The 25499-nt window shown below is 65.9% G+C and carries 22 protein-coding genes and 1 tRNA gene; 7 read left to right on the forward strand and 16 right to left on the reverse strand.

All coding sequences use genetic code 11. The features are described from left to right. The coding region (locus MUN85_RS11420) for an IS256 family transposase (protein ID WP_250506853.1) at positions 1-782 on the reverse strand (782 nt) is incomplete at its 3' end. A 4-nt stretch (positions 783-786) separates the two neighbouring features. On the opposite strand from MUN85_RS11420, the gene MUN85_RS11425 reads away from it, so the two are divergent. Then, complete coding sequence (locus MUN85_RS11425; protein WP_250506809.1) at positions 787-1836, forward strand: HNH endonuclease signature motif containing protein; 1050 nt, start codon at positions 787-789, stop codon at positions 1834-1836. A gap of 411 nt (positions 1837-2247) precedes the next feature. Here MUN85_RS11425 and MUN85_RS11430 read toward each other — a convergent pair whose 3' ends face one another. The 12 genes from MUN85_RS11430 to MUN85_RS11485 form a co-directional block, all read right to left on the reverse strand. Beyond that, complete coding sequence (locus MUN85_RS11430; RefSeq protein ID WP_250506810.1) at positions 2248-3228, reverse strand: Ppx/GppA phosphatase family protein; 981 nt, start codon at positions 3226-3228, stop codon at positions 2248-2250. Beyond that, on the reverse strand, positions 3225-3737 hold the full coding sequence (locus MUN85_RS11435; protein ID WP_250506811.1) for a DUF501 domain-containing protein: 513 nt from the start codon (positions 3735-3737) through the stop codon (positions 3225-3227). Before MUN85_RS11435 ends, MUN85_RS11430 begins: the two co-directional genes overlap by 4 nt. After that, a complete protein-coding gene (locus MUN85_RS12970; protein ID WP_250506812.1) occupies positions 3724-4362 on the reverse strand; it encodes an FtsB family cell division protein in 639 nt (212 codons plus the stop codon). Before MUN85_RS12970 ends, MUN85_RS11435 begins: the two co-directional genes overlap by 14 nt. A gap of 180 nt (positions 4363-4542) precedes the next feature. Next, positions 4543-5823 (reverse strand): phosphopyruvate hydratase, encoded by a 1281-nt coding sequence (gene eno, locus MUN85_RS11445; RefSeq protein ID WP_092563988.1) that lies wholly within the window; start codon positions 5821-5823, stop codon positions 4543-4545. A 75-nt stretch (positions 5824-5898) separates the two neighbouring features. After that, entirely contained in the window at positions 5899-6399 is a 501-nt protein-coding gene (locus MUN85_RS11450; protein ID WP_250506813.1) for a hypothetical protein, read from the reverse strand. Positions 6400-6581: 182 nt separating this feature from the next. Continuing rightward, complete coding sequence (gene mfd / locus MUN85_RS11455) at positions 6582-10097, reverse strand: transcription-repair coupling factor (protein WP_250506814.1); 3516 nt, start codon at positions 10095-10097, stop codon at positions 6582-6584. 9 nt (positions 10098-10106) lie between these two features. Further along, positions 10107-12014 (reverse strand): ABC transporter ATP-binding protein, encoded by a 1908-nt coding sequence (locus tag MUN85_RS11460; RefSeq protein ID WP_250506815.1) that lies wholly within the window; start codon positions 12012-12014, stop codon positions 10107-10109. A gap of 20 nt (positions 12015-12034) precedes the next feature. Then, positions 12035-12667, reverse strand: coding sequence for an aminoacyl-tRNA hydrolase (gene pth / locus MUN85_RS11465; RefSeq protein ID WP_250506816.1), 633 nt, complete (start codon positions 12665-12667; stop codon positions 12035-12037). A gap of 87 nt (positions 12668-12754) precedes the next feature. Beyond that, positions 12755-13408, reverse strand: a complete 654-nt coding sequence (locus MUN85_RS11470) for a 50S ribosomal protein L25/general stress protein Ctc (RefSeq protein ID WP_250506817.1) — start codon at positions 13406-13408, stop codon at positions 12755-12757. A 214-nt stretch (positions 13409-13622) separates the two neighbouring features. Continuing rightward, positions 13623-14603, reverse strand: a complete 981-nt coding sequence (locus tag MUN85_RS11475) for a ribose-phosphate diphosphokinase (protein WP_250506818.1) — start codon at positions 14601-14603, stop codon at positions 13623-13625. Positions 14604-14615: 12 nt separating this feature from the next. After that, positions 14616-15731, reverse strand: a complete 1116-nt coding sequence (locus tag MUN85_RS12975) for a bifunctional UDP-N-acetylglucosamine diphosphorylase/glucosamine-1-phosphate N-acetyltransferase GlmU (protein ID WP_250506819.1) — start codon at positions 15729-15731, stop codon at positions 14616-14618. Between the two features lie 92 nt (positions 15732-15823). Continuing rightward, positions 15824-15895 (reverse strand) — tRNA-Gln (locus MUN85_RS11485). A 74-nt stretch (positions 15896-15969) separates the two neighbouring features. Between MUN85_RS11485 and MUN85_RS11490 the strand changes: the two genes are divergently transcribed. The 6 genes from MUN85_RS11490 to MUN85_RS11515 all read left to right on the forward strand — a co-directional run bounded on the left by MUN85_RS11490 (position 15970) and on the right by MUN85_RS11515 (position 21144). Continuing rightward, positions 15970-16569 (forward strand): TetR/AcrR family transcriptional regulator, encoded by a 600-nt coding sequence (locus tag MUN85_RS11490; protein WP_250506854.1) that lies wholly within the window; start codon positions 15970-15972, stop codon positions 16567-16569. 107 nt (positions 16570-16676) lie between these two features. After that, positions 16677-17630: an ABC transporter ATP-binding protein gene (locus MUN85_RS11495; protein WP_250506820.1), complete on the forward strand. Its 954-nt coding sequence runs from the start codon at positions 16677-16679 to the stop codon at positions 17628-17630. Then, complete coding sequence (locus tag MUN85_RS11500; protein WP_250506821.1) at positions 17627-18835, forward strand: ABC transporter permease; 1209 nt, start codon at positions 17627-17629, stop codon at positions 18833-18835. Before MUN85_RS11495 ends, MUN85_RS11500 begins: the two co-directional genes overlap by 4 nt. A gap of 118 nt (positions 18836-18953) precedes the next feature. Then, positions 18954-19496 (forward strand): MarR family winged helix-turn-helix transcriptional regulator, encoded by a 543-nt coding sequence (locus MUN85_RS11505; RefSeq protein WP_250506822.1) that lies wholly within the window; start codon positions 18954-18956, stop codon positions 19494-19496. 60 nt (positions 19497-19556) lie between these two features. Next, entirely contained in the window at positions 19557-20246 is a 690-nt protein-coding gene (locus MUN85_RS11510) for a DUF6318 family protein (RefSeq protein WP_250506823.1), read from the forward strand. A gap of 388 nt (positions 20247-20634) precedes the next feature. Continuing rightward, positions 20635-21144: a hypothetical protein gene (locus MUN85_RS11515; RefSeq protein WP_250506824.1), complete on the forward strand. Its 510-nt coding sequence runs from the start codon at positions 20635-20637 to the stop codon at positions 21142-21144. Here the strand turns inward: MUN85_RS11515 and MUN85_RS11520 are convergent. Genes MUN85_RS11520 through rsmA form a run of 3 tightly spaced genes read right to left on the reverse strand, consistent with a single transcriptional unit; the run spans position 21141 to position 25428 of the window. Continuing rightward, positions 21141-23021, reverse strand: coding sequence for an ABC-F family ATP-binding cassette domain-containing protein (locus MUN85_RS11520; protein ID WP_250506825.1), 1881 nt, complete (start codon positions 23019-23021; stop codon positions 21141-21143). The two genes, MUN85_RS11515 and MUN85_RS11520, sit on opposite strands and share 4 nt — an antisense overlap. Before the next feature lie 19 nt (positions 23022-23040). Beyond that, positions 23041-24324 (reverse strand): 4-(cytidine 5'-diphospho)-2-C-methyl-D-erythritol kinase, encoded by a 1284-nt coding sequence (locus MUN85_RS11525; protein ID WP_250506826.1) that lies wholly within the window; start codon positions 24322-24324, stop codon positions 23041-23043. 3 nt (positions 24325-24327) lie between these two features. Next, the gene (gene rsmA, locus MUN85_RS11530) at positions 24328-25428 is read right to left on the reverse strand and encodes a 16S rRNA (adenine(1518)-N(6)/adenine(1519)-N(6))-dimethyltransferase RsmA (protein WP_250506827.1); all 1101 of its coding nucleotides are present in this window, start codon (positions 25426-25428) and stop codon (positions 24328-24330) included. Positions 25429-25499: the final 71 nt, after the last annotated feature.

Here is a 25499-nt window from a genome sequence, read left to right on the forward strand (position 1 = left end):
GCTTCTGGCAGGCCTTGAAGCCCGTCACAGCACACGATCAGCACATCGGCCACGCCCCGGTTGGCCAGGTCCGCGCACACGTGGGCCCAGAATGCTGACCCTTCGGTGTCTTGGACCCAGATACCCAGCACGTGCTTGATACCCTCAAGGTCGACACCGACAGCGAGATAGGCCGCGCGGTTCAGGACCTGGCTGTTCTCCCGGATCTTGACCCGGATCGCGTCGAGGTAGATCACGGGATAGAACTCTTCGAGGGGCCGGGCCTGCCAGGCCATGACCTCCTGGCTGACAGCATCGGTGATGTTCGAGATCGTCTCATGAGACAGGTCCGTCCCGATCGTCGAGGCCAGGTGGTGTTGGATATCCCTGATCGTCATCCCGCCCGCGTAAAGGCTGATAATCATGTCATCCAGGCCGCCCAGACGCCGCTGACCCTTGGGCACCAGGCGCGGGCTAAAAGACCCATCCCGGTCCCTGGGTACGTCCAGCGTGATCGGCCCTACTTCGCTATGGACTGTTTTCGAAGTCGTACCGTTACGCGAATTCGCGTGCGCTGCCGCGTCAGCTGCGCCTTTCTCGTACCCCAGGTGGCTCGTCAGCTCCGCTTGCAGGCCACGTTCAAGAGCTGCTTTAACCAGGGCAGGCACGAAACCACCATCACCAGTCAGCTCCACCTCCCCCGCATCGATCTGAGCGAACAAGGCATCAAGCTGCCCCGAAGCTTTGAGCTGGTCAACCAGGTCCTGACCCGAAGGCCTACCCGGCAAAGATTTATCGAACATAGTCATGATAATCACCGTTCCTTCCGACACGGCTTACACAAACTATTTGACACCCCCGGCCGAAGCCATCGCCAGAGCCCAACGCCACAGCAAAACCCGCAAAGCCGCCGACCGTAAAACACGGCTACTGGATGCCTTGTTCACCACCATGACCGGCCACTACCCACCCCAACCAGACGACCTCACCCACCTCACCGGAAACGACACCGGGCGGGACCCGCATGACGGCCCCGGCCCCTACGGCGACAAAGGCCCCTCAGGTGAGGACGGCCCGTCTGGTCGTGGTGGTGGCGGGAGCCCGCGCCCGAATAACCCGGGTGGCAATGGAAGTCATGGAGCCCATATCGAGGGCCCGGAAGCGGACTCCTTTGAAGATGATGCCGAGCCGCTGACCGACCGCATCATGGCAGACGATGACTTCACCAATGGCGACACCCCACGTCCCAGCGCTGAGGTGTTGACTCCGGCGCCACCCGCCCCGCACACAGTGTCAGAAGACGATGCGCTACTTGCGTTCCCGGAGCGCACCCGCCACATCTGGGATACGTGCGAAGCAGACCGAGGACGAGAAACCCGCCTCGCCTCCAAAAAACTCCGCAAACTCCTTGCCCTCCGGGATGGGGGATGTGTCTTCCCCACGTGCACCGACCCACCCGAAGGATGCGTAGCCCACCACATTATTTCGTGGGAAAGCGGAGGCCCCACCAACCTCACCAACCTGGCCTTGGTGTGCTCACGGCATCATCCCCGAGTCGAAAAACCACCCGGCGACCCCAACAGCTGGACCATCATCATCGATGAGAACGGGATCCCCGCAGCTCGGCCACCCCGAAGAATCGATCCCGACCAGCATCCCGTCTACCACCCGCGCCTCACGTCGCCTGTCGTTGCCATCCCCAAACCAGGCACACCACCCGGTCCAGACGATCACCAACTGTCTACCACCGCGGCGGCCGATTCGGTCACGGCACCCGCGGGAACGCAGCCGCGCGGCTTCACCCTAGCCAACGACTGGCGCTTCGACGAAAACCTCAACGGACCACCACCCTTTTAAGGTCGAAAAACACCAACGCCCCTACCGGCAAAAACTGCAGGTAGGGGCGTTCTGCTGCCTGAGAGCAAAGACCCGGCCCCCTGAACGTCTGATGGCCGGGTCGTCGTATGTGGGTCGAGCCAGGGCACATTGGACTAAAACATGTCCCTGCTGGAAACGCTCGTCGGGACTGACGAGCCAGAAAGCTCGGTGGTCCCCAGGCCAGTCATAGCGAAGGCGAATCGCCACGCCTGACAGAATAAACGTCACGACGAGGGGAACGAAAAGCCACCACACACCGAATGTCTTGACCGCCAAAGGGATCGAGACGACGAGTAGGGAGCCGATGAGCGCAATCCCTAGGATCAGGACAACTTTTCTACGCACGAAACGGTTCTCATCATCCATGACATCCCCTTTTCCTGGATACGCCTATCCTAAAGCTCCTGCGGCGGACAGTGCGATGCCGTCGAGAATGTCGTGCTCGGAGGTGACGGCGCCAGCGATGGGGTGGCCCGCTTCGCGCGTGCGCGCGTGCACGCGCGCGACGATCCGGTCCCACACGAGCGCGCCGGCGCCGATGACATCGATGCGGCCCGGGTGCATGAAGCCGTAGGCGGCGCGCTGCTCCCGAGAATCGTGCAGCAGCTGAGCGCACGAGGCGTGGATCTGCTCGACGCTGAGGTTCGTGCCGTCGATCGCCGCCGAATCGTAGGCGAGAAGGCCGAGCGCGTGCGCGGTGATCGTCGTGACGGAGCCGGCAAGGCCAACCAGACGCCGAGCGGCAGCAAGATCAACGTGGCGTTCGGCTTCATCGAGCGCGGCGTCGATATCTGCGCTTGCGGCGGCGATCTGCTCGGCGGTCGGCGGATCGGAGTGCAGGTGGCGCTCGGTCATCCGCACGCAGCCGACGTTCATCGAGAACTGGGCTCGCGGCACGTCGGCGCCGAGGACGAGCTCGGAGGATCCCCCGCCGATATCGACGACGAGCGAATCTCCCTCACCGGGGCCGACGGATGACAGCGCGCCCGCAAAGCTCAGGGCCGCTTCTTCCTCGCCGGAGATGACTTCCGGGGCGACCCCGAGACGCTCCTTGATGCCCGCAACGAACACATCACGGTTGGTTGCATCGCGCGTCGCGGAGGTGGCGACGAAGCGGATCGTTTCGACGCCGTGGCGCTCGCACAGCTCGGCATAGTCGGCCGCGGCGGCAAAGGTCCGCTCCAGTGCCTCCGGCGCGAGCATCCCGGTGCGATCCACGCCCTGGCCCAGGCGTACGACGCGCATGAGCCGCTCGACATCGCTCAACGCTGCCGAGCCAGGGGCAGCGGCGCGATCGGGCGCCGCGGGAACGTCGGCGATAAGGAGGCGAATCGAGTTCGTGCCGCAGTCAATCGCGGCGACGCGACTCACGCGTCCTCACCTTCGTCCTCGCAGGAGCACACGTCTGGATCCCATAGCCCTTCGGCCCGCAGCATCTCGAGCGCGCGATCACCAAACGGGTTGACGCCGTCGCCCGCGGCCAGCGCATGACCGGCAAGTGCGTGCAGGCACTTGACGCGCGTTGGCATCCCCCCGGCGGAAATGCCCTCGATCTCTTCGACCTCGCCGAGCTCGGCGCGCGCCTCCAGGTAGGACTCGTGTGCGCCCTGGTAGGCGGCCGCGAGCTCCGAGTTGGCATGCAGCTCCTCGTTCATCTCGTGCATGACGCCGCGCGCCTCCAGCGTTGAAATCCCCTTCACGATCGCGGGATGCGTGAGGTAGAAGGTCGTCGGAAATGGCGTGCCATCATCGAGCCTCGGTGCCGTCACCACGACGAGCGGCCGTCCGCACGTGCAACGCGCCGCAATATCGACCGCGCCGCGCGGCACCCGCCCCAGCTGGTGGGCAAGGGTTTTGCGATCGGCGTCAGTTACCGGCATCGGGTGCCTCCTTCAGGCCCGCGGCAATCTCCACGGAATCAGCAATGGTCAGGTACCAGGGTTGGCGAATCTCGCGCTCGGGCACGCCGCGTCGCGGGTCATCCGACGGCTTCTCGCCGGTTACGGTGTGGGGATCGACGACGACGTAGGGCGTCTCGCCCGGCAGCACCCACCCGAGGCGGTCACGCGCCTGGCTAGCGACGAAGTCCGGGTTCTGCCAGCGAGCTTTTTCACGCTCGTACTTCGCGATGTCGGCTTGTAGTTCCGCGACCTCGGCCTGCAGCGCGCGGGCCTGCTCGCGCTGCTGCAGATAGTGCTGCAGCGGCGAGGCGACGATAGCCAGCGAAAATGCGAGCGTCACGAGCAACATGATGGCGCGCCACGAGATCGAATACGTCCCGCGCTTGGTGGTGAATTTCAGGCCGGTTGCTTTGTCTCGACGACGACGCATCGCGCCGCGATTGGCGCGTGTGGCAAGTTTCGGTGATCCCGGCTTAGTCGCCGACCCGCGCGGCTTGATGCCCGACGCGCTGGGCTTTGCCCCCGAGCCGCCCGGCTTCGCCGAGCTCGCGCCAGCACTGGGGCGGCGCACGCGGCGCGGGGAGGAGGGTCTGCGGGATTTCACGCCTCCCATTGTGCGCCTAAAGTCGCTCGCCCGGCATGACTACGCGCCGAATGTGAGCGAAGTCCGCCGCAGCGTCGCGCACACACGCACCACACTCTCCCGCACACACTTGCGCGCACGCGCGAGGACATAGCTGCGCCCCCGCCGGACGAAACCGAATCCGGCGGGGGCGGTAGCTGGTTAGCGCTTGGCGCGCGGGAAGGCGGAGTGCCCGGCGTAGACCGCCGCGTCCTCCAGCTCCTCCTCGATGCGCAGCAGCTGGTTGTACTTCGCGACGCGCTCCGAGCGAGCCGGCGCGCCGGTCTTGATCTGACCGGAGTTCGTCGCCACGGCGAGATCCGCGATCGTCGTATCCTCGGTCTCACCGGAGCGGTGCGAGGTCATCGTCTTGAAGCCCGCGCGGTGCGCGAGATCGATCGCGTCCAGCGTCTCGGAAAGCGAGCCAATCTGGTTGACCTTGACCAGCAGCGCGTTCGCGGTGTGGGTGTCGATGCCCTTCTTCAGCCGCTCGGGGTTCGTGACGAACAGGTCGTCGCCAACAATCTGCAGGCGATCGCCCAGGCGCTCGGTCATGAGCTTCCAGGCATCCCACTCGTCTTCGCTCAGCGGGTCCTCAATCGAGACCAGCGGGTACTTCTCGAGCAGACCCTCGTAGTAGTTGATCATGTACTCGGTGTCGCGGGCCTCGCCCTCGAACTGGTAGGCGCCATCGCTGAAGAACTCGGTGGCGGCGACGTCGAGCGCGAGCGCAATCTCCTCGCCCGGGCGGTAGCCGGCCTTCTCGATGGCTTCCATGATGAGGTCGAGCGCCGCAGCGTTCGATTCGAGCGACGGCGCGAAGCCGCCCTCGTCGCCGAGACCGGTGGACAGGCCCCGCTCCTTGATGACGGACTTCAGCGTGTGGTAGACCTCGGTGCCCCAGCGCAGGGCTTCCTTGAAGGTGGAGGCGCCGACGGGAGCGATCATGAACTCCTGGATGTCGACGTTGGTGTCGGCGTGCGAGCCGCCGTTCAGGATGTTCATCATCGGCACCGGCAGCACGTGCGCGTTCGGTCCGCCGAGGTAGCGGAACAGCGGCAGGCCAGCCGAATCGGCGGCGGCCTTCGCGACGGCGAGCGAGACGCCGAGGATCGCGTTGGCGCCGAGCTTACCCTTGTTCGTCGTGCCGTCCAGGTCGATGAGGACCTCGTCGATGACGCGCTGCTCGGAGGCGTCCAGCGTCAGGATCTCGGGAGCGATGACGTCGATGACGGCCTCGATGGCGCCCTGGACGCCCTTGCCGTCGTAGCGGGACTTGTCGCCGTCGCGACGTTCGACCGCTTCAAATGCACCTGTCGAGGCGCCGGAGGGAACGGCGGCGCGGGCGACCGTGCCGTCTTCCAAGTAGACCTCAACCTCGACGGTCGGGTTGCCCCGGGAGTCGAGGATCTCGCGTGCACCTACAGCTTCGATGCTAGCCACTATGGCTCCTTACGTGTTCGTGGGAACGTACGCTCTAAGCCTAGGGCCAAAACGGGCAAAAGGGCAGGACGAATGTCACTGCTGGGAGGTGAACCAAGCGGGCTTGGGCAGCGGCTGCCCGGCGGCCGTATCAATGCCGTAGCGCGGGTTAACCTCGGCGCTCGTGAGGATCTCGTTGACGCGCTCGCCAATCTCGGCCGCCTTCGGGGAGGCGGTGATTTGCTGGTTCAGCAGCGAAGCCGCGGCCACCTTCAGGGTCTCATCGCTCAGGCCCGACGCATCCATTCCGAGCTCGGCGAGCTTGGCGCGCACGTCATCGCTCGACATCGCCATACCGTTTTCCCCCGCGGCCTGCGTGATCGCGCCCGCAAGGACCAGGTTTGCCAGCGCGCTCGACTGCGATGCCCCCTGGCCCGTCACTCGCGGCAGTTCCGCGGCCACCGTGGAAACCGTCGTCTCCGAAATCCGCTCATTGCCGACGCGAGCGGCCTGGCCTGCCTGACAGCCGGCGAGGGCGGAGACTCCAAGGGCGAAAGCAGCGACGGCCGCGAGCGGGCGGCGGGGATGAATAAGCACGAAAACCTCCGAGTTGCACATACAGTCCGGCTCTATCCTACGCGCCAATCGCTTGCCGAATCTCATCGCGCGGTTGTGACACCAGCGAAGTGACGCCGCTCGTTGCAGGGAGAGCCGATGCCGCCATCGTGCTGTGGAAGTACTGTCGGCGCCGCTAGCAAGCCGAGTCGGGGGCCGCTACCTCAACCGCGAATAATCGAGGTCAACAGCGCGAACAGATCGCGAACCCACGCCAGCAGGTCATCGTCGGACATGGAACGCTCCCCCAGGCCCTTGGGCTTCGGGATCGGGATAAGGACCTGGCGCGTTGCAAGGCGAATATGCGTGCCGGGGTGCAACCGCTTCAGGCGCACCTGCTGGCTGTCCTTAAGCTGCAACGGCCCGACACGCAGCATCTGGCCCTGCACGATCGCCTCTTCCAACCCGATCGCGCGCGCGGATTCGCGCAGCTCGGCGACGGTGAAGAGGCGCTCGACGACGCGCGGGATCGGCCCGTAGCGGTCGGTCAGCTCGGCGGCGATCGCGTCGAGATCCTCGCGGGTGCGGGCGGCGGCGATCTTCGAATAGGCCTCCAGCCGCAGCCGCTCGTGACCGATGTAGTCCTCGGGCACGTGCGCATCGACGGGCAGTTCGAGCTTCACGTCCTTACTGCCGGAGTATTCGCCCTTGAAGGCGGCGACGGCCTCCGCGACCATGCGCACATACAAATCGAAGCCGACGCCCGCGATATGGCCGGACTGTTCGCCGCCGAGCAGGTTGCCCGCCCCACGGATCTCCAGGTCCTTCATCGCGACCTGCATACCGGCGCCGAGGTCGGTGTTGGCGGCGATTGTGCGCAGCCGCTCGTAGGCGGTTTCGGTCAGCGTCTTTTCGGGGTGGTAGAGGAAGTAGGCGTAGGCGCGGTCCCGGCCGCGGCCGACCCGCCCGCGCAGCTGGTGCAGCTGGGAGAGCCCGAAGGCGTCGGCGCGGTCGACGATAAGCGTGTTCGCGTTGGAGATATCGAGCCCGGTCTCCACGATCGTCGTGCACACGAGAACGTCGAACTCGCGGTTCCAAAAATCGACGATGACCTTTTCCAGCTGGGTCTCGTTCATCTTGCCGTGGCCGATCCCGATGCGGGCTTCGGGCACGAGCTCCTTCAGCCGCGCCGCGACCTTGTCGATCGATTCAACCCGGTTATGGATGAAAAACACCTGGCCATCGCGCAGTAGCTCGCGCCGGATGGCCGCGGCGATCTGCTTTTCCTCATACCGCCCGACGTAGGTCAGGACGGGGTGGCGCTCCTCCGGCGGCGTCGCGAGCGTCGACATCTCACGGATGCCGGTGACCGCCATTTCTAGGGTGCGTGGGATCGGGGTGGCGCTCATGGCGAGTACGTCGACGTTGGCGCGCAACTGCTTGAGCGCCTCCTTGTGCTCGACGCCGAAACGCTGCTCCTCGTCGACGATGACGAGGCCCAGGTCCTTGAAGTAGACCTCGCCGGTGATGAGGCGGTGGGTGCCGATGACGACGTCGATCGTGCCGGCCTTCAGCTCGTCCTTGATGCGCTTGGCCTCGGCGGCGCTTTGGAAGCGCGAGAGTGCGGCCACGCGCACCGGAAAACCGCCGTAGCGCTCGGAAAACGTCTCAAAATGCTGCTGGACGAGGAGCGTCGTCGGACATAGCACGGCCACCTGCTTGCCGTCTTGGACGGCCTTGAACGCGGCGCGCACCGCGATCTCCGTCTTGCCGTAGCCCACGTCGCCGCAGATGAGGCGGTCCATCGGCACCGCGCGCTCCATATCGGCCTTGACGTCCTCGATCGTGGCGAGCTGGTCGGGCGTTTCCATGTAGGGAAAGGCTTCCTCCAGCTCGCGCTGCCAGGGCGTATCGGGCGAGAATGCGTGGCCCTTGGCGCTCGTGCGCACCGCGTACAGGCGGATGAGCTCGGCCGCGATCTCGCGGATCGCCTTGCGCGCCTTCGATTTCGTCTTCGCCCAGTCGCTGCCGCCCAGCCGGTTGACACTGGGGGACTCCCCGCCGGTGTACTTCGTGACCTGGTCGAGCGAATCCGTGGGCACGAAGAGGCGGTCGGCTGGCCCGCCGCGGCGCGAGGGCGCGTATTCGATGACGACGTATTCGCGCATTCCCTTCTTCGCGCCCGCCCCCACCGAGCGCGTGATGAGTTCGACGAAGCGGCCGACGCCGTGCGTGTCGTGGACGACGTAGTCGCCGGGTTTGAGCGCAAGCGGATCGACGGTTTTGCGGCGCTTCGTCGGCATTTTTTGGCCCGTCGCGGCGGTATCACGGCGTCTGCCGGTTAGGTCCGCGTGGGCGAGGTGGACGACGCGCGCGCCCGGCGCGAGATACCCCTCCGTAAGCGCGCCGAGCGTCACGTGCACGGTGCCGGGATCGACCCCGTCGGCAAGCTCCGGCGAGAATTGCGCGGCAATGCCCGCCTGCCCGAGCTGTTCGGCGACGCGCCGGCCTGGCCCGGGTCCGTCCGTCGTGATGACGACGCGGCGCCCCTCGTGCAACCAGGTGCGAAGGTCATTGGCGAGCTCATCGATGCGCCCGCGGTAGCGGTGGGCGGCCTCCGCGTCGATCACGTGCTCCTCGCTCGCGCCGGAGGCCAGCGCCGAGACCTCCCACCAACCGAGCGAGCGGTTGATCGCCGCCGTGCGCGTCTCATCGAGCGTCAAAAACGACGCCTTGCGGACTGCCAGCGGCGCTGTGCCGCCCGCGGCCGCGCTCGTCCACGCTGCGGAGAGGAACTCCTCGGTCGTCGCAAGCAAATCATCGACGCGCCGCGCGAGCCGCTCCGGATCGAGGACGATCAGCAGGCTGTCCGGATCGAGGTTCGCCACGACGGAGTGCATATGGTCGACGAGGAGCCCGGCGAGTGACTCCATCCCCTCGACGGCGATACCGTCGGCGATCTTTTCCAGCATCTCGCGCGCGCCCGGGAAATCGGCAATGGCCTCGCGTGCCCGCGCGCGCACGCGCGAGGACAGCAGGATCTCGCGTGCCGGCGGCGCCCAAACAAACTCGCGGGCCTCAATCGAGCGCTGATCGGCGACGGAAAACACCCGAATCTCGTCGACTTCGTCGCCGAAAAACTCGATGCGCAGGGGGTGGGACTCCGTCGGCGGGAAGACGTCCAACAGGCCGCCGCGCACCGCGAACTCGCCGCGCCGCTCCACCATGTCCACCCGCGTGTAGGCGGCATCGGCGAGCTGGGTTGCGACCTCCTCCAAATCCGCTTCCTGGCCCACGGCAAGGCGCACCGGCGCAAGCTCGGCGGCGCCCGCGACGACGGGCTGGATGAGCGCGCGCACGGGAATGATGACGACGCGCAGCTCCCCCGCGGCGGGGATCGCCGGATCGGGGTGGGCCAGGCGTCGCAGCACGGCCAGGCGCCGCGCGACGGTATCGGGGCGCGGCGAGAGACGCTCGTGCGGCAGCGTCTCCCAGGCCGGCAGGACGGCGACGTCGTGCGGCTGCAGGTAGCCCGCAAGCGCCGCCTGCAGCTCATCGGCCTCCCGGCCCGTCGCGGTGACGATGGCCAGCGGGCGCACGCGCGCGAGCTCGGCGAGCAGCGCAGGGCGGATGCCCGGGGTGGCGACGATCTCGGCGATCCCCCGCCCGGCGGCGCGCTCGATGGGCGCGGCGAAGGAGGAATCGGCGGAAAGTAGCGGCAGGAGGGCGCGAAGATTCACGCACCCAGCCTAGGTGGGCTCGCCGCCAAGTGCGAACTGCGTGCGGTACAGGTGCGCGTACAGCCCGCCGGCGGCGAGCAGTTCGCGATGCGTGCCGCGTTCGGCGACGCGCCCGTCGTCGATCACCGCGATTTCGTCGGCCGCGAGCACGGTGGACAGGCGGTGCGCGATGACGACGGAGGTGCGCCCGCTCATCGCCTCATCGAGCGCGCGCTGGACGGCGGCTTCGGAGGCCGAATCCAGGTGGGCGGTGGCCTCATCGAGCACGACGACGCGGGGGCTGCGCAGCAGCAGGCGGGCGATCGCGACGCGCTGTTTTTCGCCGCCGGACAGGCGGTGGCCGCGGTCGCCGACGACGGTGTCCAGGCCCTTGGGCAGCGCGCGAATGACGTGCGCGACGTGCGCGGCGTCGAGCGCCTGCCACATGTCCTCATCGCTCGCGCGCGGCGCGGCGAAGGCTAGGTTATCGCGCACCGACTCGTGAAACAGGTGCGCATCTTGGGTGACGACGCCGAGCGCCGCGTGCAGGTCATCGGCGGCCAAGTCGCGCACGTCGATGCCGCCGAGGCGCACCGCGCCGTGCTGCGGGTCATACAGCCTCGCGATGAGCGCGGTCAGCGTCGTCTTGCCGGCGCCTGAGGGCCCGACGAGAGCCAGCATCTTGCCGGGTTCGACGGTCAGGCTGACGTCGCGGATGACGGGCGTTGCCTCGCCCTCATCGTCGCTGACGCGCGCCCCGGAATCGGCGGCGTGAGAGCTCATTAGCGAGAGGAGCGAGACCTCGGAGGCGCGCGGGTAGGCAAACGTCACCGAATCCAGCTCGACGCCGATCGGGCCGGTGGGCAGCGCGCGCGGGGTGGCCGGTTCGGCCACCTGCGGCGGGAGATCCAAAATCTCGAAGACGCGGTCGAAGCTCACGAGTGCGCTCATGATCTCGACCTGGACGTTCGACAGCGAGGTCAGCGGCCCGTACAGCCGCGTGAGCAGGGCGGCGAAGGCGACGAGCGTACCAACGGAGACGGCGCCGGTGATCGCCATGATGCCGCCGACCCCGTAGACGAGGGCGGTCGCGAGCGATCCCATGGCGGCGAGCGTCGCGAAGAACACCCGCGCCGTCATCGCCTGCTTGATGCCGATATCGCGCACCGCCGCGGCGCGGGCGCCGTATTCGGCGGCTTCCACGTCGGCCGAGCCGAAGAGCTTGACGAGCAGGGCGCCCGCGACGTTGAAGCGCTCGGTCATGCGATTGCCGAGGTCGGCGTTCAGCTCCATGCCGCGCCTGCGCAGCGTCGCGAGCCGCCGCCCCACGCTGCGCGCCGGCAGCAGCACGATCGGGACGAGGACGAGCGCGAGCAGCGTGATCTGCCAGCTCAGCGCGATCATCGTCGCCAGGACGACGACGAGCGTCACCGCGTTGGACACGGTGCCCGCGAGCGCCGAGGTGAAGGCCTGCTGGGCGCCCATGACGTCCGAGTTAAGCCGCGTCACGAGGTTGCCGGTGCGCGAGGCGGTGAAAAAGGACATGGACTGACGCTGCACGTGGGCGAAGACCTCGCGCCGCAGGTCGTAGATGAGCGATTCGCCAAGGCGCGCGGAAAACCACCGCGAGGCGATCGCGAGGCTCGCTTCGATGATCGCGACGCCCGCGACGGCCGAGGCCAGCAGCACGACGAGGCGCCGGTCGGCGGCGGGCACGGCGTCGTCGATGATCGCGCGCAACAACAGCGGAGTCGCGACGGCCGCCAGCGCATCGATCAGGAGCGTGGCGAGGAAGGCGGCGATGAGCCCACGGTAGGGCCGGGCGTAGGCGAGGATGCGCTTGGTCGTGCCCTTCGGCACGGACGCCCCGCGCACGGACTGGTCTTTTCGAAAACTCGACGCGTACCCGCCCGGGCCGCCCATTGAATGCATCGACATGCTCGCTCCGTTACCTCTCGCTAACCCGCGGTGTTCGCCTCGCCTTGCGCGCGCTCAAAGCCGCGCTGGGCAACGTCTTCGACGACGTCGGCGGCCTGCGTGATCGTCACGGCCCACTCGCCGCGGTCGGCCGCCGGGAAGTCCTGCAGCACGTAGGCGGCCGGATCCATCCGGCCGGGCGGGCGCCCCACCCCGATGCGTAGCCGGGCATAGTCGCGCGTACCAAGGTGCTGCGTGATCGATTTCAGGCCGTTATGCCCGCCCTCGCCGCCGCCGCGCTTGAGCCGCAGCGTGTGCTCCGGCAGGTCGAGCTCGTCGTGCACCACGAGCACCCGCTCGGGCGCAATCGAGAAGAAGTCGGCGAGCGCACGCACCGGCTGCCCGGAGACGTTCATATAGGTATCCGTGATCGCGAGGATCGCCCGCGGCCCGGGCACCCCGCCCGGCCCGATGCCGAGCCGCACCTCGGCCACTTTCGCACCCGAGCGGTGGCGCGCGAGCCGCCCGCCGCTGCGATGCAGCAGCTCGCCGATCACCATGTATCCGGCGTTGTGCCGGTTGTAGACGTATTTTTGCCCCGGGTTGCCGAGCCCCACGATGAGCCACGGCCCCGCAAGGCCCGCCGTCTCGCTGCCGCGCGTCGCATCCGCCATCTCGCCCTTACCTTTCTCGCCGCTCGAACCATACGCCAAGCGGCGCCCACGCATGAAGCGCAGACGCCGCCTGACACGTTCGCGGGATTAGCCCTCGTCGCCGTCCTCGGCGTCCTCGGAGCCTTCCTCGGCCGCGGCATCGCCCGCGTCCTCGCCCTCGGCGCCCTCGTCCTCAGCGGCGGGCGTCTCAAGGTCGGACTCGTCAATCCGCGGAATCTCCACGATGACGATCGGCTGATCGTCCTCGTAGTCGGCCTCGACGTCATCGGGCAGCGTAAGATCCTCAAACCGCACGACGGTGCCGTCCTCGAGCCCCTCGACGGAGACCTCGATGACCTCGGGAATGTCGATCACAGGTGCGGTGACCGTCATCGAGACCATCTCCACGAGCGTGATGGTGCCGGGCGCGGACTCGCCGGTGATCGTGACGGGCACGTCAACCTGGACCTTCTGGTCGCGCGTCACCATGACGAGGTCGATGTGCTCGATGGTGCGCTTGACGGCGTTGCGCTGAATGTCCTTGACCAGCGCGAGGGACTTGCCGCCGTCGTAGGTGACGTTGATGAGGGCGTTGACGTTGTCCTTGATGATGAGGAACGTGTCGTGCCCCGGCAGCGTCAGGTGGATCGGGTCATCGCCCTTGGCGTAAAGGACGGCGGGAATCAGATCGTCGCGGCGGATGCGGCGGGCAGCGCCCTTACCGAAATCCGTGCGGAGCTGAGCGTTGAGCTGTTCAGGCATGAGCTCTCCTAATGGTCGGGCGTGAGCATCTCACGCGGTTGTGCGGTGCAGCGCACCCACTCGGGCGCGCCGGCCTCTGGGGCGACCATGTCCCAGCGGAGCGCTAACAACCTGGCCGCGTCGATAACGGAGTGCGCTGCAGGCCGCGGCCCGCGCGCCTCCCTCGCCGAGGCAACGGCATCTATGCTAGCCGATCGCTCGCCCGCGCAACACCCTAGGCGTTGCCGTCAAACAGCGATGTGACGGACCCGTCGTCGAAGACCTCGCGGATCGCGCGCGCGAGCAGCGGCGCAATCGGCAGTACCGTCAGCTGCGGGAAGCGCTTTTCGGGCTCGATCGGCAGCGTGTCGGTCACGATGATCTCGCGCGCCCCGGATTCGGACAGCCGCTGGGCCGCCGGATCGGACAGCGCGCCGTGCGTGGCCGCAACGATGACGTCCTTCGCGCCTTCGTTCAGCAGTACCCGCACGGCCTCGGCGATCGTGCCGCCGGTGTCGATGAGGTCGTCGACGAGCACGCACGTGCGCCCCTCAACATCGCCGACGACGCGGTTGGCGACGGCCTGGTTCGGGCGCGAGACGTCGCGCGTCTTGTGCACGAAGGCGAGCGGTCCCCCGCCGAGTTTGGCGGCCCACATTTCGGCGACGCGGATGCGCCCGGCGTCCGGGGAGACGACGGTGCAGCTGTTCGTATCGATGCGGGTGCGAACGTAGTCCGTCAGGATCGGCATCGCCCACAGGTGGTCGACGGGCCCGTTGAAGAAGCCCTGCGTCTGCGCGGCGTGCAGGTCCACGCTCATGATGCGATCGGCGCCCGCGGTTTCGAACAGGTCGGCCACCAGCCGCGCGGAGATCGGTTCGCGCCCGCGGTGCTTTTTGTCCTGGCGCGCATACGGGTAGCACGGCGCCACGACGGTGATGCGCTTGGCCGAGGCGCGCTTCAGCGCGTCGACCATGATGAGCTGCTCCATGAGCCAGGTGTTGATCGGGGCCGTGTGCGACTGCAGGACGAACGCGTCCGCGCCGCGCACCGACTCGGAAAACCGCACGTAAATCTCGCCGTTAGCAAAGTCGTAGACCGTCGAGGGCAGGACTTCGATACCTAGCTCTTGCGCCACCTCGGTCGCGAGCTGCGGATGCGCCCGCCCGGAGATAAGAACGAGGTGCTTCTCGCCCTGCGTGTGGATACCGGTCATGATCCTTGGCTCCTAACCTTCGCGCGTTGCGGCGTCGATGCTGGTGATATCGGAAAACGGATGGATGCGTTCGCCATCAAGGACACGGGAGTCCGGCCCGAGGTGGACGAAGGGCCCGACGTGGGCGCCCGTACCTACCATGGCAAGATTTGCGTGCGTGCGAATCATTTTCGCCTCCGCACCGACCTCGCAGTTGGCGATCGTCGTGTCCGGGCCGATCTGCACGCCGTCGCCGATCGTCGTCGCTCCCAGCACCTGGCAGCCCGGATGGATGGTGACGTCCGTACCGAAGGAGACGTCGACGTCGATCCACGTGGAGCCCGGGTCGATGATCGTCACGCCCGCGCGCATCCACTTGGTCATCGTGCGCCGGTTGAGTTCGGCGCCGAGCTGCGCCAGCTGGGAGCGGTCATTCGCGCCCTCGGCCGTGGCGGGATCGGAGAGCACATGCGCCCCGACGCGCTTGCCGCGCGCCACCGCGATCGCGATGACGTCCGTCAAATACACCTCGCCCTGGGCGTTATCCTGACCGACGTCGGAAAGGGCATCGGCCAGCAGCTGGGAGTCAAAAACGTAGGTCGCCGTGTTGACCTCGTCGATCGCACGCTCGGCCTCGCTCGCGTCCTTTTCCTCGACGATGGCGCGCACCGCGCCAGCATCCGTGCGCACGATCCGGCCGTAGCCGCGCGGATTACGCACCCGGGCGGACAGCACCGTAATGTCGTTGCCGCTGGTCGCATGCGCCTCGGCCAGCCCGGCCAGTTCCTCGCCATCGAGCAGCGGCGTATCGCCCGCCGTCACGAGCACCGGCCCGCTCAGCTCACCGAGCGCCTCAAGCGCGCACTGCACCGCGCGCCCCGTGCCAGGAATATCGTCCTGATCGGCGATGACGAGCTCCGGATCCACGGCCAGCGCATGGTCGACGACAGCATCGCGCTGATGCCGCACGACGACGCAGACCCGCTGCGGATTGAGCGAGCGCGCGGCGCTGATGGCGTGCCCGAGCAGGCTCCTGCCCGCCACCGTATGCAGCACCTTCGGCGTGACAGATTTCATGCGGGTACCGGCCCCCGCGGCTAGGACAATGACGGCAGATAACGTCGTTGGGGTGGCCTCGTTCGCGCTCACGAGCTCTCGTGCTCCTTAGGGGTGCGACTGGCGATTTCTCGCCCTATTTCCTCACCAGGTTACCGCCCGATTGCGCCCCCCGGCAGGAAAAGCTCCGCCCCCAGGATTCGAACCCGGACTTCAAGGCACCAAAGGCCTGCGTGCTGCCATTACACAAGGGCGGAAAGAACCGTTTGCAGTCTACCTCAGGCATGATGGTGGTGTGGCAACCGAGAAAACCCCCGCACCCCGCGCCCGTATGACCGGCACCCAGCGCCGCGAGCAGCTCATCACCGTGGGGCGCAAGCTCTTTGCCAAGCGGGGTTTTGACGGCACGAGCGTCGAGGAGCTCGCCGCCGCCGCTAAGGTTTCCAAGCCCGTCATCTACGAGCACTTTGGCGGGAAAGAAGGAATGTACGCCGTCATCGTCGACCGCGAAGTCCAAAAGCTCACCTCCGCCATTTCCGATTCCCTGTCCGACGGCGGCCATCCGCGCGCGATCGTCGAACGCACCTCCCTCGCCCTGCTCGAGTACATCGAGTCGAATTCCGACGGCTTCCGCATCCTCGTGCGCGACTCGCCTGTGACCCAATCCACCGGGACGTTTTCCTCACTTATTGGCGACGTCGCCGTCCAGGTCGAACACCTTCTCGCCGCCCAGTTCAAGGCCCGCGGCCTCAACCCGTCCATGGCGCCGCTGTACGCCCAAATGCTCGTCGGCATGATCGCCCTGACCGGCCAGTGGTGGCTCGAGGCCCGCAAACCTAAGCGCACCGATGTCGCCGCCCACCTCATCAACCTCGCCTGGAACGGACTGCAGGGCCTGGAAAAGGACCCGACGCTCAGCCACTCGTCCTAACCGCCAGAGCGAGCCCGGCCGGGGCACCCACTGTCCTACAAGTGTCCATCGTTTACCCCGCAATGCGCTGTAGTGTGTTGCCCGTACACCAAACGTAGGAGGGCCTGATGACAGATCTTGTCATCTCCGGACTGAAGAAGAAGTTCGGGACTCTGCAAGCACTCGACGATATGTCGTTCACCGTCCACGGTGGCGAGATCTTTGGTTTCGTCGGATCAAACGGCGCCGGCAAGAGCACCACGATGCGCATTGCGCTAGGAGTGCTATCTGCCGACGAAGGTGAAGTCACGCTCGGCGGCAAGCCGCTCGATCTGGCCGCGCGCCGCCGGGTCGGCTACATGCCGGAAGAGCGCGGGCTCTATCCGAAAATGAAGGTCGGCGAGCAGCTCATCTATCTGGCGCGACTGCATGGCCTCAGCCAGGAAGAAGCCAAGGACGCGATGGAGCGCTGGACTGATCGTCTGGGAATCGCGGCTCGACGAGATGACGATGTGCAAAAGCTCTCCCTGGGTAATCAGCAGCGTGTGCAGCTCGCTGCGGCGCTCGTCCACGATCCCGAAGTTCTGATCCTCGACGAACCGTTCTCAGGCCTGGACCCCGTTGCCGTCAACGTCATGAGCTCCGTCCTCGTTGAACGAGCTAAGGCCGGCGTTCCGGTCGTCTTCTCCTCCCACCAGCTCGACCTCGTGGAGCGGCTGTGCGACCGCGTCGGAATCGTTCGCAACGGTCAAATGATCGCCGAGGGAACAATCGACGAGCTTCGTTCGACCCCTCGCACCCTGATCGATGTCACCGTCGCCGACGATTCGACAGGTTCGTGGGCGCTGCCCCTCAAGTCCCACCCGAGCGTCGAGATCGAAGGGCAAGAAGGGTTTACGACGCGAGTCTCAATCCCGACGGGCGATGCAAGTGCTCGCTCGGCCGTCGTTGACGCAGCAGCTCGCACCGGCAACCTCACCCAGTTCAGAGATCACCACCGCAGCCTGGCTGAACTTTTCCAGAACGTGGTGGCTACTGAGGACCCAGCTGAATCTGATGACGCAAAGGAGGCAGCAAAATGAGCGACATCATGCTTGTAGCTGCTCGTGAGTTCAAAACGAACATGCTGAAGAAGTCCTCCATCATCGCCATGATCGTGGTGGCGGCCCTTATCGCCGTCGGTATGTTCGTCGTCAACTACTTCGAAACCAAGGACGACGCCGCCCCGGCCTACACCGTCGGGGTTGCATCCGAAGTGCAACAGGTTGGGGACATTCTCAAGAGCGCCGGAGAACAATCAGGCCAAACGGTTGAGCTCAAAACTCTCGAGCGGGCGGAAGCCGAACAGCAAATCCGCGACGGCGACATCGACGGCTACCTCACGGGCAGCCCCGACGACATCGAGTTCCTCGTCGGAGATTCCCCACGGCTTGCATTGAACAGCATGGTCCAGGGCATCGCCGGCCAGCAGACACTAGCTACCGAGATCGCGAACCTCGGCGGGAATCCCGCTCAGGTGATGCAAAAGGTTGCGCAGTCCACTCCCACCATTACGAGCATCGATGGCACCGACTCGGAATCGAAGGGGAAGGCCTTCTTCGTTGCGATGATCGGTCTCTCGCTCGTAATGTTCGCCCTGATTTCTGGTGGCGCGATTCTGTCGATGGGCGTCGTTGAAGAAAAGACGAGCCGGGTGGTTGAGCTGTTGCTTGCCACGATTCGCCCGTCGCAGCTGCTTGCCGGAAAGGTCATCGGCATTGGAGCAACGATCCTTCTCCAGTTCCTTACATATATCGGTGTCTTCGCCGCTGTCGGCTACGTGACCGGGATGACGGACATCCTGCCCTCGTCTCCGATCCTGTTTGTCCTGCAGCTGTTGATGTGGACAATGTTCGGGTTCGTCCTGTACTCGGTGATCTGGGCGGCGCTGGCCTCAACGGTCTCGCGGCAGGAAGATGTTGGCGCGATTACGACGCCGATGACGTTCATCATTCTCGGCGGCTTCTACCTGGGAATGTTCCTAGTACCCAACTCGCCGGATTCGTCCACGACGTTTGCGTTGTCGCTCGTTCCGTTCTTCTCGCCGTTCATGATGCCCGTCCGTATGGCGTTGGGCGCAGTTCCGATGTGGCAGATCCTCCTTGCGCTTGCGCTCCTCATCGCTGCGATCTTCGTGGTGCTGTGGCTCGGCGGCAAGATGTACCAGCGCGCTGTGCTGCACACCGGCAGCCGGATGTCGCTGAAGGAAGCGCTGACCGGCCGCAACACAGTCCGTCGTAACGCATAGCCTGAGCGCTCCGCGCTAGGCGGCGAGAACGCCCCGCGAACTGACCCACCAGGGTTTGTCGCGGGGCGTTTTCTACATTCCCTCCCGAGGTCTCTTGATATCGAGTAATCTCGAAGGCGTGAAACCTGCACGTCTCGATGAAGTTGATCGGATCGTCGCTGCCTGGAACAGGGAGCGGCCAGATCTCGATGTTGCTCCTCTGCAGGTATTCTCGCGAGTCTCCCGTCTCGCCCGGCTCCTGGACCTGGCCCGCAAGGAAGCGTTCGCCCAGCACAAACTGCTTGGCTGGGAATTCGATGTCCTATCTGCGCTGCGCCGCGCAGGTGAGCCCTACGAGCTGACACCAGGAAAACTGATTGCGAGCACACTCGTCACCTCCGGAACGATGACGAACCGTATCGACCGAATGGTTGACCACGGTCTGGTGACCCGCCTTGCTGATCCGCAGGATCGCCGGATGGTCCGCGTCAGACTTACTCCCGAAGGTCTAAGATGTGTCGATTCCGCAATGGAAACCCTCGTGGAGTCCGAGTACACCGTCTTGGAAACCCTTTCTGCTGCTGATCGGGAGAGCCTGGCCTGCCTCCTGCGCGAGCTCCTACTTCCCTTCGACGGAAGTGATGAGATCGCGAGCAGCGATTCCACATCGGCGACGGCTTAGTTGTCCACAGTCTGAAGGAAATGGTTTCGCGATTGCGCCCATGTCGCTACTGTGAGCGTCATGACTTTAGTGCCGCGTTCCCTGGCTCGCACCGCTGCATTCGCGCTTGCTTCCGCTCTCGCGCTTTCTGCTTGCACTAGCCAGAACGAATCTGATCCGCCCGCATCCGGCTCATCAAACACGACGACGGACGCCGCGAGCCCGAGCCCAACCGAGTCCACTCCCGCACCTGGGCAGTGGACGCTCGATGACCTCACAGTTGGAGCGCAGGTCCCTAAGGAGGACCTCGAGCGCCTGTTCCCTGCGTGGGAAAAACCCACCCCGCCGGCAACACTCACCGAGGAAACCGAACAGGGCGCCAAAGACGCCGCCGTCTACTTCGAAGCAATGGCCGAATACGCCGTACAAACTGGGGATGCAGGAATTCTCAACGAAATTGATTCTGGTCTTTGTCAGAATTGTGATGACCTCCGCGATCTCGTTCAGAGAAACCAACACTTAAAGTTCTTCCGTTCGCAGCCCACGTATCGACCTGTCAGTTTGGCGGCAGACCCCGAGGGCTACGCTCTAGATGAAGTAGGGGTTCGAACTGAAGTAAGAAAGTCCATTGAGTTGGTAGCACCTGGAGGTGTTATCAAGAATGTAGAAACAGATACCACCGCAGACAGATTTACCACAGTCGGATTCCAAGAATCACGATGGGTACCGGTCTACTTGAAACTGAGCGAAGGGCGCTGGGGGGATGAGTAGGACCGCATTGTTGGTAGCAACTCTGTTAACTACCCTCTGGCTTCCAGTGGCTCCCCAAGATGGCAAGAAAAACCACGGTTGCACTCTGATTTCAGATATGTCGGAGTGCCATCTCTCAATCACATCCCAGACCGCTGGTGATACCAAAGTTCGAGCGGCAATAGGAAAGAGACCAAGAGTCAAAGATAAGTCTAAAGGGTCGGCCATTGCACCAAGCTCCCGCGAGAATCAGCTGACGATCATTCCCGCGAAATCGTGGATTGCGATCTGCCCAGACCCTCAGGATCCAACACAGGAGGTCGAATGCTCCACTCTCCCTCCTGAGGCGGCCACACCGGTGCGGGTTGCGGCGCGGCCGGTGGGGCAGTCGGCGGTGCCTCCGAGGCCGTTGTCGATTGAGGAGTTTAAGGACTTCCCGGTGGCCAAGGGCGAGCTGCTCATCCAGCCCGATCAGGGCCGCCACACCGTGAACATGCCGGTCATTGTCGCCACCACCGCACGTCAACACGTCGTATCCGGAGACCTGCTCGGCTTCGCCTTCCATGTCCGCTTCACACCCGTCTCTCATACCTTCACTTACGACGATGGCAGCGCTCCGTATGTCACGGGGGATCCGAACACTCCGTATCCGAACCAGCGGTTTTGGCATGAGTGGTGGACGATCGGGGATAAGACGATCTCGGTGACCACCACGTGGTCGGGCGCCTACCAGGTGGCAGGCTCGGCGTGGGTTGAAGTGCCCGGCACCCTTGAGACCACGGTTTCTTCCGAACCGCAGCGTGTGGATGAGTACCATATTTTGCTCACCGATCCCGATAAAGCCACCGGCGGCAAACACCACGACACCGACTACGACTGGCTCAAAGGCACCCCACTAGACCCACACAATCAGCCCTAGCCAATCTCCTCGGTGAGTTCGAGCCAGCGATCTTCGAGCTCGGCAGTCTCGGCATCGAATGCGTTCAGGCGTCGCGTCAAGACCTGCAAGCCTTCGTAATCGCTTTGATCGTGTTCCGCCATTTCCTGGTGGACGCGCTCCACCTCGGTGCCGATCTTGGCAAGACGACGCTCGATTGAGGCCACCTCCTTTTGCGCTGCGTGGATCGCGGCGCCCGAGAGCGTCGTCGCAGCTGGGATGGAGCCGGCGCTCGGGCTAGCTGGGGATGCGGGGGCGCTGGCTCCGCCGTGCTGCTTGGCGCTACGGAGGCGAAGGTACTCCTCGACGCCGCCGGGCAGGTGGCGCAGGCGTCCGTCGAGAATCGCGTACTGCTGATCCGTCACGCGCTCCATCAGGTAGCGGTCGTGGGAAACGACGAGGAGCGTGCCCGGCCAGGAGTCCAGGAGGTCTTCCAGGGCCGCGAGCATATCGGCGTCGACATCGTTGGTGGGCTCGTCGAGGATGATGACGTTCGGTTCGGCGAGCAGCAGGAGCAGCAGCTGGAGGCGGCGTTTTTGCCCGCCGGAGAGTTCGCCGACGCGGGCTGAGAGGTGCTCACGGGCGAAGCCGAGGCGCTCCAGGAGCTGGGCCGGGGTTAGGTCCTTGCCGTCGACGGTAAAGGACGCCTTGGTGCGGGCGAGGACTTCGCGCACGCGGTCGGTGGCAATGGCGGCGAGTTGCGAGAATTGCTGGTCGAGGTGGCCGATGCGTACCGTCGTTCCGGTGCGGATGCGGCCTGCGGTGGGGCTGAGGCTGCCGGCGATCAGGTTCAGCAGCGTTGTTTTGCCCGAGCCGTTAGCGCCGAGGATGCCGGTGCGCTCCCCCGGTGCGATGTGCCAGGTGACGTCGCGCAGCACGGGCGCGGCGGAGCTCGAGTCGGCATCCGAGCTCGAGTCGGCGGCGGTGCTGCCCGTGGGGCTGGCGGCGGTCTCGGCGGGGCCGGCGTCGAAGCTGAAGGACACGTCGTCGAGGTCGATCACGCGTTTGCCGAGGCGGGAGACGGCCAGGCGCTTGAGCTCGAGCGGGTTGCGGATGGGTGGGACGTCCTCGATGAGCTGATTGGCGGCGTCGATCCGGAATTTAGGTTTTGAAGTGCGGGCGGGCGCGCCGCGGCGCAGCCAGGCTAGTTCCTTGCGCAGCAGGTTTTGCCGTTTGGCTTCGGTCGCGGCCTTGATGCGGTCGCGCTCCACGCGCTGCAGGACGTAGGCCGCGTAGCCGCCCTCGAAGGGCTCAACGATGCCGTCGTGCACCTCCCACGTTTCGGTGCAGACTTCGTCGAGGAACCAGCGATCGTGGGTGATGACGAGGAGTGCGCCGGTGCCCGCGGGCCAGCGGCGCTTGAGGTGGCCGGCGAGCCAGGCGATGCCTTCGACGTCCAGGTGGTTTGTGGGTTCGTCCAGGGCGAGGACGTCGTAGTCTCCGACGAGCAGGGCGGCAAGCGCCACGCGGCGGCGCTGACCGCCGGAGAGGTTCGCGACGGGGGCGTCGAAGGCAAGATCCGCGACGAGGCCCGCGAGGACGTCGCGGATGGCGGGGTCGGCGGCCCATTCGTGCTCGGGGGCATCGCCCACGATCGCCGTGCGGACGGTGGCGCCCTCCGGCAGGGGGTCCGCTTGGGTGAGGTGGCCGACGCGGGTGCCGCCGCGCCGGGTGACGCGCCCGCCGTGGGGCGAAAGGGCGCCCGTCAGCATGTTGAGGAGGGAGGATTTGCCGTCGCCGTTGCGTCCGACGATGCCGATGCGATCGCCTTCTTCGACGCCGAGGGTGACGTCGTCAAAGACGGTGCGGGTCGGGTAATCGAGGTGCAGGGACTCGCCGACGATCAAAGGGATAGCCACGTGAGGCTATGTTACGCGGTTACGAGTCCTTATCCGGGGTGATGTTCGCGTCGTCGCTGGCGGTGGCGGTGTTTGCGTCGTCGTCGGGATCCTCGATCACTCGCAGCAACGGGCGAACGCCGGGGCGGGAGGAGGGGTGGCGCGAGATGGATTCGTCCAGGTCCTCGCTGGTGGGCTCATCGAACAGCGTGGGGAGGTCCTCGGTGGGCGGCAGCGGGCCGTCCGAGTCGATCGGATCGTCGAAGGGGTAGCTGTCGATCGGATCGTAGGCGTTCGGGCCGTCGTCGTTCAGACCGTCGTCGTCGATTGGATCGTGAACGGTTGGATCGTCGTCGTTCGGGCCGTCGTCGTTCGGATGGTCCTTGCCGAGCGGGGAGTTGGACGCGGCGCGCCGCGAGGTGCGCACGAGCTCGATGCCGGGGACGGGGCCGTAGGCAACGAAGGCGTCGGCGACGTGGGGCCAGGTGGCGAGGCGTTCGGCGAGGACCTGGCCGCGTTCGAAGGAGTCGACCTGGGCGATGAGGGTCGGCCCGGAGCCGGAGACCATGACCGTGAGCGAATGATTGCAGAAAAACTCGATCACGTGGCGGGCGCCGCGGTGCAGGTTGAGCGCAGGCGTCATGAGGTCGTTGCGGAAGGCGTAGGCGACGAGTGCCGTATCGCCCTGGGCGAGGGCGTGCAGCAGCGTCGGGGAGACCTCGGGCGCGGGCTGTGGGTTGGGGTTCAGCGCGTCGAATTCGCGGAAAACGTCGGGGGTGGACAGGCCGTCGATCATTGTCGTGATGAGATAGCAGTGTTGGCCGCGCGCGAGGACGGGGCTGAGGACTTCGCCGCGGCCGTAGCCGATCGCGGTGCCGCCCATGAGGCAGAAGGGCACATCGGAGCCGAGCTCGGCGGCGATATCCATGAGGGCGTGGGGGGCGAGGGGTTTGCGCCACAGCTCGTTGAGGGCGACGAGGGTGCCGGCCGCGTCCGCGCTGCCGCCGGCCATGCCGCCCGCGACGGGGATGTGCTTGTCGATGCTCAGGCGGACGCCGTGCTCGCGTAGGTCGACGTTGGCGCGCTCGGCAATGAGGCGGGCGGCCTGCACGGCGAGGTTGCGATCGTCGGTGGGCAGGTCCTCCCCCAGGTGGGACATTGTGAGGCTGATGCCGGCCGGGGCAGCGGACGCGGTGATGGTGTCGTAGACGCCGATGGCTTGGAAGACGGTGGCTAGATCGTGGAAGCCGTCGGGGCGCTTGGGACCGACGGCAAGGAACAAATTAACCTTGCCGGGGGCGCGCACAGTGACGGACTCTGCCATGGTTTACATCGTGCCATCTTCTGGCGCTGCGCTCGCGTTGAGTTCGTTTTTCGCGCGGGCGATGGCGATGAAATCGGTGATGCGTAGTTGTTCGCCGCGGGTTTTTGGGTCGATTTCGGCGCTTGTCAGGATGGCTTCCGCAGTGGCGGGGCTGCCCGCCCAAGAGGCGAGCGCGGCGCGCAGGGTTTTGCGGCGCTGGGCGAAGGCGGCGTCGATGACGCGGAAGATCTCCTCGCGCGCGGGCGGGCACGCGGGCGGGCGCGCGTGCGCGCGGGCGGGCGCAGGCTGGCTCGAGTTGTATTCCTTTTCGGCCGCCTGGTGGGCCTTGCTGTGGGGCCTCAGGAAGCCGTCGGCCGTCGCGAAGATCCGCACCGGGCCCGAGCCGGTCGTGATGCCGGGGGCTGTTTCGTCGGGAGTGATCGGGACGGGGTGGCGGTCGATGCGCACGATGGCGGAGTCGACGTTCGGCACGGGCCAAAAGACGGTGCGGCCGATGGTGCGCGTGCGGCGGGCGGTGCCGTAGAACTGTGTTTTGACGGAGGGGACGCCGTAGATGCGGGAGCCGGGTTCCGCGGCGATGCGGTCGGCGACTTCGGCTTGGACCATGATGACGACGGTTGTCAGGCTCGGCAGGGCCGCGAGCAGCGTCAAGAGGATGGGGACCGCGACGTTATAGGGCAGGTTTGCGACGAGTGCGGTGGGAGTGAAGGCGCTTGCCGGGGGCTCGGCGCTCGCGAAGGATTCTGGGATGGCGAGGTCGCTCGCGTCGGCGATGGTGAGGGCGTCGCGGCAGGTGACGGCGAAGTTCGCGGCGGCCTCGGGCGCGAAGGTGGCGATGGTCTCCGGGAGGGCGCCGGCGAGGATCGGGTCGATTTCGACGGCCGAGACGCGGGCCCCGGTTTCTAGCAGCGCGAGTGTGAGCGAGCCGAGGCCGGGGCCGATTTCTAGGACGTTATCGCCGGGGCCAATGCCCGCGCTCGCGGCGATCGCGCGCACGGTTCCGGCATCGTGCACGAAGTTTTGGCCCAGCTGCTTAGTGGGGCGGATGTTCAGGCGCTCGGCAAGGGCGCGGATGTCCGGGGGCGTCAGGAGGCGAACGGTCACGCCTTCAGCCTAGCGGGCGAAGCGGTGCTCGCTGCCGCGCGGCGGATTGATCGCTAGATACGGCTCACCGG

The organism is Bowdeniella massiliensis, assembly GCF_023634005.1.
Taxonomy (GTDB): Bacteria; Actinomycetota; Actinomycetes; order Actinomycetales; family Actinomycetaceae; genus Bowdeniella; species Bowdeniella massiliensis.

What these genes read in the sequence shown, in the direction of transcription:
- MUN85_RS11425 (WP_250506809.1), top strand. Translation starts at nt 787, where the DNA reads ATGATAATCACCGTTCCTTCCGACACGGCTTACACAAACTATTTGACA.
- MUN85_RS11435 (WP_250506811.1), bottom strand. Translation starts at nt 3,737, where the DNA reads ATGCCGGTAACTGACGCCGATCGCAAAACCCTTGCCCACCAGCTGGGG.
- MUN85_RS11460 (WP_250506815.1), bottom strand. Translation starts at nt 12,014, where the DNA reads ATGTCGATGCATTCAATGGGCGGCCCGGGCGGGTACGCGTCGAGTTTT.
- pth (WP_250506816.1), bottom strand. Translation starts at nt 12,667, where the DNA reads ATGGCGGATGCGACGCGCGGCAGCGAGACGGCGGGCCTTGCGGGGCCG.
- MUN85_RS11470 (WP_250506817.1), bottom strand. Translation starts at nt 13,408, where the DNA reads ATGCCTGAACAGCTCAACGCTCAGCTCCGCACGGATTTCGGTAAGGGC.
- MUN85_RS11475 (WP_250506818.1), bottom strand. Translation starts at nt 14,603, where the DNA reads ATGACCGGTATCCACACGCAGGGCGAGAAGCACCTCGTTCTTATCTCC.
- MUN85_RS11490 (WP_250506854.1), top strand. Translation starts at nt 15,970, where the DNA reads ATGACCGGCACCCAGCGCCGCGAGCAGCTCATCACCGTGGGGCGCAAG.
- MUN85_RS11495 (WP_250506820.1), top strand. Translation starts at nt 16,677, where the DNA reads ATGACAGATCTTGTCATCTCCGGACTGAAGAAGAAGTTCGGGACTCTG.
- MUN85_RS11500 (WP_250506821.1), top strand. Translation starts at nt 17,627, where the DNA reads ATGAGCGACATCATGCTTGTAGCTGCTCGTGAGTTCAAAACGAACATG.
- MUN85_RS11510 (WP_250506823.1), top strand. Translation starts at nt 19,557, where the DNA reads ATGACTTTAGTGCCGCGTTCCCTGGCTCGCACCGCTGCATTCGCGCTT.
- MUN85_RS11525 (WP_250506826.1), bottom strand. Translation starts at nt 24,324, where the DNA reads ATGGCAGAGTCCGTCACTGTGCGCGCCCCCGGCAAGGTTAATTTGTTC.